This is a genomic window from Chlorobaculum sp. MV4-Y (assembly GCF_025244685.1).
Classification (GTDB): domain Bacteria; phylum Bacteroidota; class Chlorobiia; order Chlorobiales; family Chlorobiaceae; genus Chlorobaculum.
The window spans coordinates 1,240,960-1,254,630 of record NZ_CP104202.1 but is presented as its reverse complement, the minus strand read 5'-3'; the positions used below and the strand labels follow the sequence as shown (position 1 = coordinate 1,254,630).

Sequence of the window (13,671 nt, the reverse complement as noted above, 5' to 3'; positions counted from 1 at the left end):
CTGGCATGGCAAGCTCATACCAGCCATGACGCATAGAAAAATGAATAGAGGATTACGCATCGTGAACATGGGTCGGTGAGAGATTCGTTGCACAGTTTCAGCCCGCCGGAGTATCCCTGCGGCAGGGTCTTAGAGTGAATATGGGAAATATTTTACGATAAAATCAATCGCTCCATGAAGCACTTTTCGGTCAAAGCCTGCGCCAAAATCAACCTCGGTCTGCTCATCACCAGCCGCCGGGCTGATGGCTATCACACTCTTGAAACGATTTTCGCGCCAATCGACTGGTTCGATACCCTTGAATTCACCGAGTCTGACGCCATCTCAATGGAGTGCACCAATCTCGATCTGCCGGTTGATGACTCGAACCTCTGCATCCGCGCTGCCAAAGCGCTGCAGGAGCATACTGGGGTGAAGCGCGGGGCGGCTATCAAGCTGGTAAAACGGGTGCCGTTTGGCGCGGGTCTCGGCGGGGGGAGCAGCGATGCGGCGGCGACGCTCAACGCTCTGTGCAAGCTCTGGCAGATCGACGTGCCCTCGGCAGAGCTGCACAAACTTGCCGTCAAACTCGGCGCAGACGTGCCCTATTTCCTCGAAATGAAAGGACTTGCCTACGCAACGGGCATCGGCGAGGAGCTCGAAGACCTCAATCTTGCCCTGCCCTGGCACGTGGTGACGGTCTTCCCGGAGGTGCAGGTGCCGACCGCATGGGCCTACAAAAACTTCCATCGTCAGTTCGAACGCCCGGTGCCCGACCTGAAAACCCTTGTTCGCCGTCTCTGCAACGAGAGGGACACGTCGGTACTCGGCGTTTTTGAGAACGATTTCGCCTCGGTGGTGTTCGAGCACTATCCGGTGGCGCGCGAGGTTCGCGACGCGCTCGCGGCCTCTGGCGCCCAGTTCGTCTCGCTCTCCGGCAGCGGCTCTGCGGTTTATGCCCTTTACAAAGAGCGCTCCGACGCGGTCAAGGCCGCCGAAGCGATGAGCGCCCGCTTCCGTGTCAACATGACTCCGGCAGGTTTCCGGATGAAGTGAGAGGGGAGGGGCGGGGGAATCCTTTTTACATTCAGGCGGGCTTCAGCCCGCGCTGGACATTAAAAATCTTGCAACGAGCATTGCCCCGGCTTTCAAGCCGGGGTGGAGGTTTTCCATAAAAAGAAATTGGGCTAAAGCCCAGATTTATTTTGTTTTATCCATAAACCCCGGACTGAAGTCCGGGGCAATTGTTCAAGAGCTTTCATCGCCTGAACAATAATCTATCCCATCATCCCCGGCGGTTTGCGCTCAGCATGGTTTCGAGCTGCGAGGCGAAGAGCTTGGTGTCCTCGTCGAGGAAGTGAGATGACTGGAGCCTTGCCCGCTTGACCACTGAGTAGTCGATAGTCGCGTCGAAGCTGTGCTCGCTGAACATCGGCGCGGATGCCGCGATTGATCCGTCGGGTGCGGTGACTGCCGAATTGCCCCAGTAGGTGAAGCTGTCCTCGTTGCCCACGCGGTTGACGCAGGCGACGTAACAACTGAGCAGAAACGCGCTGGTCGAAGCGATGGTTTGCCACTGCGTCACGATGGCCGGAACGCCCTGACCGGGTGAGAGGCGCAGCGGGCTCGACATGAGCACAAGCAAAAGCTTCGCCCCCTGGTGGGCCAGCAGGTAGGGCACCGACATATGCCAGAAATCCTCGCAGATAGCGACACCGACCTTGCCGATGCGTCGCGAGGTCACGGTCTCTATCTGCCGTCCCGCCGAGAAATAGCGCAGCTCCTCGAACATGCCGTAGGTCGGCAGATAGATCTTTCGGTGCACGCTCCGGCCCGCGCCATCCTCGAACATGAAAGCCGAGTTGTAGACGCCGTAGTCGTCGCTCAGTTCGATTCCCCCGCAGAAGATACAGATGTCGCGGCTCAGCTCGCGAAGTGGATCGAGCCGCCGGTCGTCGATGTGCATCGCCATGTCTTGCGCGGCGTCCTGCACGTTGTAGCCGGTCAGCGACAGCTCCGGAAAGGCGATAGCGTCCGCGCCGTTCCGGATCGCAGTTTCGATGGCTGTGATGTGCCGTTCGAGATTTTCCTCGAAATTGGCGAGCGTACAGTCCGACTGGACGATTCTGAGCTTTGACTTGAGCATCGGTTCTCTCAATGGTAAGGATAGAAAATATAGAAAGTTGCGGAGATGATCGCCAGCGCGGTCATGCCGGCGTTGATCTCGCGGAATCTTCCCGCCAGCGCCTTGATGACCACCCAACTGATGAAGCCCATCGTGATGCCGACGCCGATGTTGAAGGTGAAGAGCATCATGACGATGGTCAGAAAGGCGGGGAGCAGCTCGGTGTAGTCGTTGAAATCGAAGTAACCCGCAGATTCGATCATGAACATGCCCACCAGTACGAGCACTGGCCCGTACGCTTGTGGCGGCACAATGGTCAGGATCGGCGCGAAGAAGAGGGCGAGCAGGAACAACCCCGCCACCACGAGTGCCGTGAAGCCTGTCTTGCCGCCCTGTTCGATGCCCGAGGCCGATTCGATGAACACCCCTGCGGTGGTGGTGCCAAAGAGCGCGGCAGCGGTGGTCGAGAGTGCATCGACAAGCATTGGCTTTTCGATCTCCGGCAGGTTGCCGTTCTCGTCGAGCAGCCGGGCGCGGGCGGAGAGGCCGATCAGCGTGCCCATCGTATCGACGAAATCCATCACCAGCACGCTCAGGATTACTCCGACGAAGCCCCAGGTGAGGGTGCCGGTAATATCGACCTGTAGCCATAGTGGCGCGACCGAAGGCGGCAGGCTGAAGGGGGTTTGTGGAAGTTGCAGCAAGCCGAGCGAGAGCATCAGCGTTGTCGTTGCAGCCATGCCGATCACCAGTGCTCCGGTGACTCTGCGCACGAGCAGCGCGCCAGTGAGAGCCAGACCACCAAGGCTGCAGAGTACCGGAATTGTTGTCAGATCGCCGAGCTTGACCGGAGCGCCGGGGACGCCGAGTGCCACCACGCCCATGTTGGAAAGGCCGAGGAAGGCGAGGAAAAGGCCTATGCCCACCGCAAAGCTGTGCTTGAGCGTTGGTGGAATCGCTTCGGCCAGCCACTTGCGAGCGCCGGTGAGCGTGATGAGCGTGAAGAGCACACCACTGGCCAGAATCGCGCCGAGCGCTGTTTGCCACGAATAACCGAGCGTCTTGACCACCGTATAGGCGATAAAGGCGTTTTCGCCCATGTACGGCGCGACGGCGAAGGGGCGCTTTGCATACAGGCCCATCAGCACCGTGCCGAACACCGCTGTCAGGATGGTGGCGGTCATCGAAGCGCCGCGCGGCATTCCGGCGGCTTCGAGGATAGCCGGGTTGACCACGATGATGTAGGAGAGCGTAAAAAAGGTGGTCAGGCCCGCCAGAAACTCCTGCCGGTAACTCGTTCCGTGCCTGTCGAATTCAAAGAAGTTCCGCATGGGTGTGATAACTGATAAGTTCCGATAATGGTGAAAAATACGAATAATGCGACAGAATCCGTATCCGGGAGCGATTCACAATAGACATGACTGGGGAGTGATTGAAAATAGTTCAGTTTTCTGTTTGACACTTTCTTGCGGTTTTTTATTTTGGACTAAATAAGTCTTATTTAAGGATCAAAAAAACAATCATCAAAAAGGATACAATCATGAGTGTACTCGTAGGCCGTCCAGCCCCGGATTTCAATGCAGCTGCAGTCGTCAACGGCTCGACCTTCGTCGATTCCTGTCAGCTTTCAGCGTATCGGGGCAAATATGTCGTGCTGTTTTTCTATCCTCTCGACTTCACTTTCGTTTGCCCGACGGAGTTGCACGCTTTTCAGGAGAAGATCGATGAGTTCAAAAAGCGCAATGTCGAGGTGCTCGGCTGCTCGGTAGACTCCAAATTCTCGCACTTCGCCTGGCTTAACACTCCTCGTAGCAAAGGCGGTATTCAGGGCGTCACCTATCCGCTTATTTCCGATATCAACAAGACCATCGCCAAGGATTACGACGTCCTCACCCCTGACGGCAGCGTGGCGCTCAGGGGCCTTTTCCTGATCGATCGCGAAGGTGTGGTGAAGCATCAGGTGGTCAACGATCTCGGCCTCGGCAGGAACATCGACGAGGTGCTCCGTATCGTCGATGCGCTTCAGTTCACCGAGGAGTTCGGCGAGGTCTGCCCGGCCAACTGGAACAAGGGCGACAAGGCCATGAAGCCGACCGACGAGGGCCTTAAAGAGTATTTCGCAGAATAAGTTAGGGCAGCTTCGACAGGTATGGGCTGCCCTCGATTTAAAAGCTTCCCTGCAATGCAGTATCGCGGGGAAGCTTTTTTTATGGCAAAAAGTGGGCGGCGAGGAGGATGAAAACTGTAGGGATGGGTATGGTGCCCGCCCCGTTCTGCAATTTCTCAGTACGCCTTGGCGAACACCACCTTCTGCGATGCCGGGTTGCTGCTGCGGATGCAGGTTCCCGGTTCGTCCATGTTGTACTGCTGGCGGTATTCCGCGTCAGTGGGTATCACCCGAATTGTGGCTTTGGTCTCCTCCTTGATGAGCGCTTCGGTTTCAGCCGTGCCGTCCCAGTGGGCGATGACAAATCCTTTTTCTACGTTTGCCTTGAACTCTTCCCATGTTGCGGCTTCGACCGTGTTGTTCTGCCTGAACTGGAGAGCGCGGTCATAGAGGTTTTGCTGGATGTTGTTCAGTATCTCCTCGATATTGGCCGGAAGCGCTTCATCGAGCAGCAACTCGGTCTTTTCGAGCGTGTCGCGGCGCGCGGCGATGCACTTGCCCTGCTCGATGTCGCGCGGGCCAAGCTCGATCCTCACAGGAATGCCCTGCAATTCGTACTCAGCGAACTTCCAGCCGGGTGAGTTGTTCTCGCTGTCATCGACGAAGGTCGGGATTCCGTGATGGTTCAGCGCCCTGGCGATGAAACGCGCATGAGCACGAACTTCGTCTTTGTTGCCCTTGAGGATCGGGATAATCACCACCTGCCGTGAAGCGAGTTTTGGCGGCAGTACGAGGCCCTTGTCGTCGGAGTGCGCCATGATGAGCGCGCCAATGAGCCGTGTTGAAACGCCCCAGCTCGTTGCCCACACATAGTCGAGCACGCCCTCTTTCGTCTGGAACTGGCAGTCGAACGCTTTGGCGAAGTTCTGGCCGAGGTTGTGCGAGGTGCCCGCCTGCAGCGCCTTGCCGTCCTGCATCATCGCCTCGATGCAGTAGGTGGCGTCCGCGCCCGCGAACTTCTCGCTCTCGCTCTTCTTGCCGACGATCACCGGCATCGCCATGTACTCCTCGGCGAAGGTGCGATAGACGTTAATCATGCGGATCACCTCCTCCTGCGCCTCTCCCGGCGTGGCGTGGGCGGTGTGGCCCTCCTGCCAGAGGAACTCGGTGGTGCGCAGGAACAGGCGGGTGCGCATCTCCCAGCGCACGACGTTGGCCCACTGGTTGATGAGAATCGGCAGGTCGCGGTACGACTGGATCCATTTCTTGTACGACGACCAGATGATGGTCTCCGAGGTGGGGCGAACGTAAAGTTTTTCAGCCAGCTCCTCGCCGCCGCCATGCGTCACCACGGCGCACTCCGGCGCGAAACCCTCGATGTGTTCGGCCTCTTTGGCGATGAAGCTTTCGGGGATAAACATCGGGAAGTAGGCGTTCACATGGCCGGTTGCCTTGAACATGCCGTCCAGCGCCGCCTGCATCTTTTCCCAGATGGCGTAGCCGTTCGGGCGGATGACCATGCAGCCGCGAACGTCCGAATAGTCGGCCAGTTTTGCCGACCGGACAAGGTCGATATACCATTGAGAGTAGTCCTGCTGCCTCGAAGTGATTTTATCAGCCACGGTAATGCTTGCGATTTGAATTATGAGGAAGTGCAAAGGCTGGGTGCCTCCGCGCGAATACGGTTTTATAAAAGTAATGAAATGAAAGCAGATAACATCGTTCAGCCGGAACCGTTCACTGTTCGAACTTTTTCATCTTCTCCATGAGCTGGCGCAGATGCTCTTTCTGCTGCTTGTCGATGTTGGTCTGGCCGGGTTCGGTTTGCCGGTAGCCCGCCGGAACGCGAAAGCTTGATGTGGCAACCAGTTTCGGGGTAACCTTTTTCAGCTCCATGATATAGAGGCCGTTCTCGTTCTTCTGGACGATTTTGACCGGAAAGCCATCGACGCCGTTTTGCTTGAGCACGCGCGAAAGCGAGGTGTTCGACAGGCGTGGATTCTGTGATTGCAGAAGCCGGAAGGTCGAGAAGTCGGCCAGCCCCTTTGAAATCCAGAGATCGAGCGTGTCGGTGCTGCTCGTGAGCCGCACGTGCTCGCACGGGTAGCCCTTGACTGTTTCCGGGCCGACGCGCATGAAGCGGTAGTTGCTGTCGAAATCGAGCAAGGTAGCGCTCTCGGCGGCGCTCCGCAGGTTCATGACGCTCCAGCTTTTCGATTTGTGATTCACGATGGTCGCCTCGTCGGGTCGGGCGCTGCGGGTGATAATGGTCGTTTTGAGCGGCTCGGGAATCCGGTCGAGCTGCATGGTCATGTCCATCTTCTGATCGCGCGTGCCGAACAGGTAGGTGATACTGGCCGTGCCGTTCGGCATGGTGAGCTTCATATTCATTTCGCCAGTGAACGCCGCGTGGGCGCTCGCCGGGAGGGCGAGAATGAGGAGAAGCAGGGTTGCGAAAAGGCCTGGTAGTCGTTTCATCGGTCAGAATCGGTTGCTGGTGTTTGGCAAAATATCGCAAAAAAAACGGAGGCGGAAAGAACAGCTTGTCTATTTTTCGACGTTATTTCGAGGCGTTTCTTTTTGTAGGGGCAGACCTGCGTATTCCCCCTGTTGGGCTCTACCCTTCGCTCATCTGAAAAAGCGTATCTTCAACGAGCATCGTGCGATAAAAACCAATCCGTCAGAAGAGCTCCATGAGCACCAAATCCATCACCCATGCCAGCCCGAACAGGCCTGCGGCGCAGCCCGAGAAAAGTTCTGACGCCCCGGTCGAGATCAAAATCCCGCAACGGATAGTGAACCTGCCGGTTGTGCCTTCGAAGAAGCTTCTCAGAAATATCGTCGTGCTGGTTTTGTCGGCAATAGCGCTTGCCGCCGGGTGGTTTTATTTCTCTTTTTAAAAGTATTGAGCCGTAGTCATTTCTATCGGTTTTCTCCCATTGCCTCGCCCCTCCAAAATTCGTAAATACCTCCCAATTCCATAACCCAAACCGCCAGTCATGCCCGAAGAGAAAGTGTGGAGCCTTGTCGAGCTGCTCAGGACGACCATCGCGTTTTTTGCCGAGAAGAAGATCGACGAGCCTCGTCTTTCGGCGGAGTTGCTTTTGGGGCATGTGCTTGGGTTGCAACGGCTTCAGCTTTATCTCGATCACGAGCGGCCGTTGACGCTCAAAGAGCTTGAGGCGTTCCGGGCGGCTTGTCGGGAGCGGATGCAGGGGAGGCCGGTGCAGTACATTGCGGGTGAAGCGTTTTTTTACGGCTACCGGTTTTTCGTTGATGAGCGTGTACTGATTCCTCGTCCGGAGACCGAGCTGGTGCTTGAACATGCGATGGAGCGGCTTGCCACAAGTGGCCTCGCGTCAGCAGATACTCCGTCGATTCTCGACGTCGGCACCGGCAGTGGTTGCATCGCCATCACGCTCGCACTGCGGCTGCCGGGCGCTCGCGTCACCGCAGCCGACGTTTCTGCCGATGCGCTGGAGGCGGCCCGCCGCAATGCCGAGGCGCACGGAGTAAGCGAGCGCATCACCTTCGTCGAGGCTGACGTGCTCAGCGCTTCGTTTGCCGATGCTGTTGGCGGTCCGTTCGATCTGCTCATCTCCAATCCACCCTACATTCCGGAAGCGGAGTGGACGACACTGCAAACGGAGGTGAAGCAGTACGAGCCGCGCCTTGCGCTGGTTGCGCCGAAGGGTTTCGAGTATTACGAGAGCATCGCCGCCGCCGCTCCCGTGCTGCTTCGCAAGGGGGGCGTGCTCTGCTTTGAGCTTCATGCCGACGGTGCGGAGGGCGTCAAAAATCTGCTTGGCACCGGCTTCGGTGACATCGAGGTCATGCAGGATTACAACAAGCTCGACCGAGTGCTCTCCTGCATTGCGGAGTAAGCCCTTGCGGTTCATTCAAAGTTAATTTTCTGTATATTATTTGCCGTTGTGTGACACGGGTCTCTAAGCAACTATCGGGGCTTTTACGTTGTTGATGAATACCGGTCACAAGCGGTTTTGCCGCACGGCTACATGCGCAATCAGTATTCAAGTACAGGCAGTTACCAGATGAATTATCGTGATTTGACCCTGCGTGAACGTCAGGTTCTCGGTATTATCATACAGTCATACGTCGTGTCGGCGATGCCGGTCGGTTCGCGCACCATCGCGCGAAACTATAACCTCGGCCTGTCGGACGCCACCATTCGCAACGTCATGGCCGACCTGGAAGCGGACGGTTTCATCAGCCAGCCGCACACCTCCGCCGGTCGGGTGCCGACCGACAAGGGGTATCGCTATTACGTTGATCTGATCATGAACGTCAGCCGGATCGATGAAGAGGAAAAGCGGATGATCGATGATCGTTTCAGCAGTCGCAATTCGGAGCTGAAAGGCACATCTGCCGAGGTGCTGGGCGCGGCGGCACGGGTTCTGGGCAGCATCTCGCGGCAGCTCGCCGTAGTGCTGCCGCCGAGGCTCTCCAACGCGGTTTTCGAACGCCTTGACATCGTGCAGCTCGCCTCGTCGCGGATCATGGTGGTCATTGCCATCCAGTCGCTCTTTGTCAAGACCATCGTCATGGAGTTGAACGCGGAAATATCGCGGCAGAAGATTGATGCCGTGGTCGATGTGCTCAACGAACGCCTCTCGGGGCTGACGCTCGAAGAGATTCGTAGCACCATCGGCAAGCGCCTTTCGGACTTCAAGGGCAGCGAGGGGCTGATGAACAGTATCGTCAGCTCAGCTGATACGCTTTTCGATGAATCCTCCATTCTCGAACGGCTCTATGTTTCGGGCACCGAGAACATCGTCGATCAGCCCGAGTTCAAGCATCCCGAGAAGGTGCGCGACATCATCACCATGATCGAGGACAAGTTCGGCATGGCCAGGCTTGTCGATAACGCGGTTCCCTCAGCACTTCGCCAGATTCGCGAGTGCGAGGTGGCCATCAGCATCGGCACCGAGAACCGCACAGGCAACGCCGCCGACCTGACCATTGTTTCGTCGCCCTACTTCGCGGGCAAGATGATCGGCAGGGTTGGCGTCATGGGGCCGAAGCGGATGGATTACGAGCACGCCGTGCGCGTGGTGAACTACATGGCGGGCTGCCTCTCCGAGGCGCTCTCCGGAAATAATTAATTATCAATACTTTAGCTGCAATTATGACTAAAAAGCACCACAAGGAACAGGAAGAGATACAGGAGACTATCAACACTGAGGCGGCTGAGACGGCTGCCGAAGAGACGGCGGCGATTCCTGCGGCGACCGAGGCGGACATGGAGGCCGAAATTGCGGCGAGGGACGCCGAAATCCAGAAGCTTCGCGAAGAGGTGATGCGCCGCGCCGCAGAGTTCGAGAACTTCCGGAAGCAGAAGGAGCGCGAAGCCGCGCTGTCCGGTACGCGAATGCTGGAGAACACGGTGCGCGACCTGTTGCCGCTGATCGATGATTTGAAGCGCCTCATGAGCCACATTCCTACCGAAATGCAGGAGATGGCCGCGGCAAAACCCTTCATTGAGGGGGTGGAGCTGATCCGCAAAAACTTCATGTCGCTGCTCGAGCGCAAGGGAGTCAAGGAGATTGAGGCCAAAGGCAAGGTGCTCGACGTGAACTTCCACGAAGCGATCACGCAGATCGATGCGCCGGGTGCCGAACCCGACACCATCGTCGAGGAGTACCAGACCGGCTACACGCTTGGCGACAGGGTGATCCGTCACGCCAAGGTAATCGTCGCCAAATAACCAGGTTCAGATATAAATAGTGAGAGTATAAACGATGAAGAGAGATTACTATGAAGTTCTTGGCGTCAGCCGATCGGCGGACAAGGATGAAATAAAGAAGGCTTACCGCAAGCTGGCCCTGAAATATCACCCGGACAAGAATCCCGACAACAAAGAGGCCGAGGAGAAGTTCAAAGAGGTCAACGAGGCGTACGAAGTTCTGAGCAACGATGACAAGCGCCGCCGCTACGACCAGTTCGGCCATGCGGGCGTCGGTTCGTCAGCTGCCTCGGGAGGCGGTCCTGGTGGCGCGGGATATGGTGATATCAACGATATTTTCAGCGCTTTCAATGATATGTTCGGTGGCGGCAGTGGTCGGGCGCGAAGCGGCGGATCGCCATTCAGCGGTTTCGAAGATGTCTTTGGCGGCGGCTTTTCCGGCGGTGGCGGCGGACGCAAACGCTCGGCTGGCATTCACGGTACTGACCTGAAGATTCGCCTTAAGCTGACGCTCGAAGAGATCGCAAAGGGGGTTGAGAAGACGCTCAAAATCAAGAAGCAGGTCATCTGCCAGGAGTGCAACGGTACCGGTTCGAAGAGCGGCAAAACCGAGATCTGTCCGACCTGCCACGGAAGTGGCGAGGTTCGCCAGGCTACCAAGACGATGTTCGGGCAGTTCATGAACATCTCGGCCTGCCCGACCTGCGGCGGCGAGGGGCAGGTGGTCAAGGATCGCTGCACCTCCTGCTATGGCGAAGGCATCAAGCAGGGCGAAACGACCGTCAAGATCACCGTTCCTGCGGGGGTGCAGGACGGCAACTACCTGACGCTTCAGGGGCAGGGCAATGCGGGACCGAGGGGCGGAGCGCCTGGCGACCTGATCGTGGTGATCGAGGAGAAGCCGCACAAGCAGTTCAAGCGCAACGGCGACGATATCATCTACGATCTTTCGGTCGGCTTCCCCGATCTGGTTATGGGCACAAAGATCGACGTGCCGACGCTCGATGGTCACGTTAAACTGACCATTCCGGCGGGCACCCAGCCGAACACGATGCTCCGCATTGGTGGCAAGGGCATCGGCCACCTGCGAGGCGGCGGCAGCGGCGACCTGTACGTCAGGGTGAATGTTTTTGTGCCGAAAGATGTCAGCGGCAAGGATCGCGACCTGTTGAAGGAGCTGAAGAAATCGACTGCCATCTGCCCGAACCATGGCGATGAAAACCATGAAAAGAGCATTTTCGAAAAGGCGAAGGATATTTTCAGCTGAGGCGTTGTCAGCTTTACTGATGCCAGAAAAAATAAAAAGCCGTCATCGCGAGGTGACGGCTTTTCTGTTTGTATCGAGTTTTCTGCTTCACATACCCATGGAGCTGGAGCGGGCCGCATCGAGCACCTCTGGCGTAATGTAGGTTATCCCGTTCTGTTTGGCATAAGTGTACAGGGCGGCCTTGATCTTGTCGACGAAAAATGGTGGCAGGTTGTTGACCAGCTCTCGGGCCTCATCGCTCCACTGAAGCTTTTCGGCGCGGAAGCCAGAACGGGGTCTGCTCGACCGGCGGTACTCCTCGTCGATCTCGTCCACGAAGTCGGCGATGATCTCTTCGTCGGCTACCTGATGCGGAGCGATCACCTTTTCGGCGAGAATTCTGTTACGAATCAGATGAATCTTGAGCTGCGGCAGATAAAGTGTCTGGGCCATTGGTTCGGGGCTTCCGCAGGTTACGAAGAGCGCGACACTCTTGTTTCGCAGATAGCGTTTCAGGTTGCTTTGCACCAGTGCGCCAAGCAGTTGCGAAGAGACTACCAGGTAGTATACGGGAGCGCCGAGGATCACGACATCGAATTCACTGACGAAGCTGTAGTCGGCCGTCGCCTTGCAGCGGGCTTTCTCGACATAGGCTCCGGTTTCAGCGAGCTGCTGGCCAATCGAGTCGATCAGTTTGTCGGTTGAACCGCCAGTGGAGCGGCTGTCATAGAGGATAATGGCTCTCATCTGGCGTTCGTTGTCGGGAGTCATAGAGTAAGTTTTGTTGAATCAGCGTGCCTTGTCGTAAGCATCCAGAATGTTCTTCGTGAACTCCGCGATCGCGTTCTGATCGCTGGTCTCTGCGGGAGCGAATGCTTTTTCGGCAAGGATCACCGGGTTGTCGAGATGCATTTTGAGTTGTGGCAGGTAGAGGAACTGCGCCATCGGCTCTGGACTGCCGCAGATGACGAAGAGCGCCACTTTCTTGCCTTTGAGGACGGCTCTCAGGTTGCTCTGCGAGAGCGAACCACTGAGTTTCGAGGCGACGAGCAGATAGTAAATCGGCGCGCCGAGAATCACAAGATCGAACTCTTCAACGAAGCTGTAATCGGCGTTGGTCTTGCAGCGGGCTTTTTCCACATACGCTCCGGCCTGGGCAAGATTTCTGCCGATAGCATCAATCAGCCTGTCTGCAGAACCGCCGACGGACATGCTGTCATAAAGGATAATGGCCTTTTTTGGCGTGTCGATGGTGCTGGTCATGGGCGTTGGCGTTTAGGTTGAGCCTGACTCCGAAATGTAGTTCAATAATAAGACATTACTCTTTCACGGCAAAATCGGGAGGGGCCAAGCTGATCAACCATTCCTCTCATAAGTCCCATAAGAAAAATGCTGTTTACAACGCAAAAGGGCCACCTTTTCAGGCAGCCCTTCTGATTAAAAACTTCCGAGGTATCGGAGCTTACACGAACTTCGAGTAGATGCCGAGCAGGTCAACCACGCGGGTGGCGTAGCCGAGTTCGTTGTCGTACCACCCGACGATTTTCACCATGTTGCCGGAGCTCATGGTCAGCGGCGAGTCGAAAATGCAGGAGTGGGCGTTGCCGACGATGTCGCAGGAGACGATCGGATCGACGTTGTAGTCGAGGATACCCTTCATCGGGCCTTCGGCGGCAGCTTTCATGGCGGCGTTGATCGCCTCCTTGGTGGCCTCTTTTTCAACGATGACCGACAGGTCGGTGACCGAGCCGTCCGGCACCGGAACCCTCATGGCGAAACCGTCGAGCTTGCCTGCCAGTTCGGGCAGCACTTCGCCGATCGCCTTGGCTGCGCCGGTCGAGGTCGGAATGATCGAGCAGGCAGCGGCACGCGCACGGCGCAGATCCTTGTGCGGAAGATCGAGGATGTTCTGGTCGTTGGTGTAGGCGTGCACGGTGGTCATGAAGCCCTTGACGATACCGAAATTCTCGTGGAGAACCTTGGCCATCGGAGCGAGGCAGTTGGTGGTGCAGCTCGCGTTGGAGACGATCTCCTCAGCGCCGGTGATGCTCTTGTCGTTGACACCCATGACGATGGTGGCGTCAACCTTGTCCTTCGCGGGAGCGGAGATGATCACCTTCTTCGCTCCCGCGGCGATGTGCTTCGAGGCGGCTTCGCGGCTGGTGAAGATGCCTGTCGATTCAACCACAAGGTTCGCGCCGAGCGAGGCCCAGGGAAGCTGAGCGGGATCTTTCTGCGCGCAGATGGCGATGGTTCTGCCGTTGACGACCAGATTGTCGCCTTCGATCTTGACTTCACCGTTGAATTTCTTGTGGGAGCTGTCGTATTTGAGGAGGTGGGCAAGGGTTTTAACATCGGTCAGATCGTTGATTCCGACGATCTCGATTTCAGGATTCTCCATGGCCTGTCTGAAAACCAGACGGCCAATGCGGCCAAAACCATTGATACCAACTTTTACTTTCGCCATAACAGGTCTTTATATATGGGTTTAACAAAAACGATAATGATCG

The 13,671-nt window shown here is 56.9% G+C and carries 14 protein-coding genes; 7 read left to right on the top strand and 7 right to left on the bottom strand.

All coding sequences use genetic code 11. The features are described 5' to 3' along the window. The first annotated feature begins 174 nt into the window (after positions 1-174). On the top strand, positions 175-1,035 hold the full coding sequence (gene ispE, locus NY406_RS06065) for a 4-(cytidine 5'-diphospho)-2-C-methyl-D-erythritol kinase (RefSeq protein WP_260533235.1): 861 nt from the start codon (positions 175-177) through the stop codon (positions 1,033-1,035). A gap of 229 nt (positions 1,036-1,264) precedes the next feature. On the opposite strand, the gene NY406_RS06060 is transcribed toward ispE, so the two are convergent. Then, positions 1,265-2,125: a nitrilase-related carbon-nitrogen hydrolase gene (locus NY406_RS06060; RefSeq protein ID WP_260533234.1), complete on the bottom strand. Its 861-nt coding sequence runs from the start codon at positions 2,123-2,125 to the stop codon at positions 1,265-1,267. 8 nt (positions 2,126-2,133) lie between these two features. Continuing rightward, positions 2,134-3,435, bottom strand: a complete 1,302-nt coding sequence (locus tag NY406_RS06055) for an NCS2 family permease (protein ID WP_260533233.1) — start codon at positions 3,433-3,435, stop codon at positions 2,134-2,136. 209 nt (positions 3,436-3,644) lie between these two features. Between NY406_RS06055 and NY406_RS06050 the strand changes: the two genes are divergently transcribed. Next, positions 3,645-4,232, top strand: a complete 588-nt coding sequence (locus tag NY406_RS06050) for a peroxiredoxin (protein ID WP_260533232.1) — start codon at positions 3,645-3,647, stop codon at positions 4,230-4,232. 155 nt (positions 4,233-4,387) lie between these two features. Here the strand turns inward: NY406_RS06050 and proS are convergent, their stop codons facing one another. Both proS and NY406_RS06040 read right to left on the bottom strand, forming a co-directional pair. After that, positions 4,388-5,833, bottom strand: coding sequence for a proline--tRNA ligase (gene proS / locus NY406_RS06045; protein WP_260533231.1), 1,446 nt, complete (start codon positions 5,831-5,833; stop codon positions 4,388-4,390). 115 nt (positions 5,834-5,948) lie between these two features. Continuing rightward, positions 5,949-6,689, bottom strand: a complete 741-nt coding sequence (locus NY406_RS06040) for a DUF4412 domain-containing protein (RefSeq protein WP_260533230.1) — start codon at positions 6,687-6,689, stop codon at positions 5,949-5,951. 215 nt (positions 6,690-6,904) lie between these two features. Between NY406_RS06040 and NY406_RS06035 the strand changes: the two genes are divergently transcribed. The 5 genes from NY406_RS06035 (at position 6,905) to dnaJ (ending at position 11,182) form a co-directional block, all read left to right on the top strand. Beyond that, entirely contained in the window at positions 6,905-7,111 is a 207-nt protein-coding gene (locus tag NY406_RS06035) for a hypothetical protein (RefSeq protein ID WP_260533229.1), read from the top strand. Positions 7,112-7,210: 99 nt separating this feature from the next. After that, positions 7,211-8,095, top strand: coding sequence for a peptide chain release factor N(5)-glutamine methyltransferase (prmC, locus tag NY406_RS06030; RefSeq protein WP_260533228.1), 885 nt, complete (start codon positions 7,211-7,213; stop codon positions 8,093-8,095). Between the two features lie 168 nt (positions 8,096-8,263). Then, positions 8,264-9,334: a heat-inducible transcriptional repressor HrcA gene (hrcA, locus tag NY406_RS06025; RefSeq protein ID WP_260533227.1), complete on the top strand. Its 1,071-nt coding sequence runs from the start codon at positions 8,264-8,266 to the stop codon at positions 9,332-9,334. Between the two features lie 23 nt (positions 9,335-9,357). Continuing rightward, positions 9,358-9,936, top strand: a complete 579-nt coding sequence (locus NY406_RS06020) for a nucleotide exchange factor GrpE (RefSeq protein ID WP_260533226.1) — start codon at positions 9,358-9,360, stop codon at positions 9,934-9,936. 34 nt (positions 9,937-9,970) lie between these two features. Further along, positions 9,971-11,182: a molecular chaperone DnaJ gene (gene dnaJ / locus NY406_RS06015; protein WP_260533225.1), complete on the top strand. Its 1,212-nt coding sequence runs from the start codon at positions 9,971-9,973 to the stop codon at positions 11,180-11,182. Between the two features lie 87 nt (positions 11,183-11,269). Here dnaJ and NY406_RS06010 read toward each other — a convergent pair whose 3' ends face one another. From NY406_RS06010 to gap, 3 genes are all read right to left on the bottom strand, one after another. Next, on the bottom strand, positions 11,270-11,932 hold the full coding sequence (locus NY406_RS06010) for a flavodoxin domain-containing protein (protein ID WP_260533224.1): 663 nt from the start codon (positions 11,930-11,932) through the stop codon (positions 11,270-11,272). Positions 11,933-11,950: 18 nt separating this feature from the next. Then, on the bottom strand, positions 11,951-12,424 hold the full coding sequence (locus tag NY406_RS06005; protein WP_260533223.1) for a flavodoxin domain-containing protein: 474 nt from the start codon (positions 12,422-12,424) through the stop codon (positions 11,951-11,953). 199 nt (positions 12,425-12,623) lie between these two features. Beyond that, the gene (gene gap / locus NY406_RS06000; protein ID WP_260533222.1) at positions 12,624-13,628 is read right to left on the bottom strand and encodes a type I glyceraldehyde-3-phosphate dehydrogenase; all 1,005 of its coding nucleotides are present in this window, start codon (positions 13,626-13,628) and stop codon (positions 12,624-12,626) included. Between the last annotated feature and the right edge of the window lie 43 nt (positions 13,629-13,671).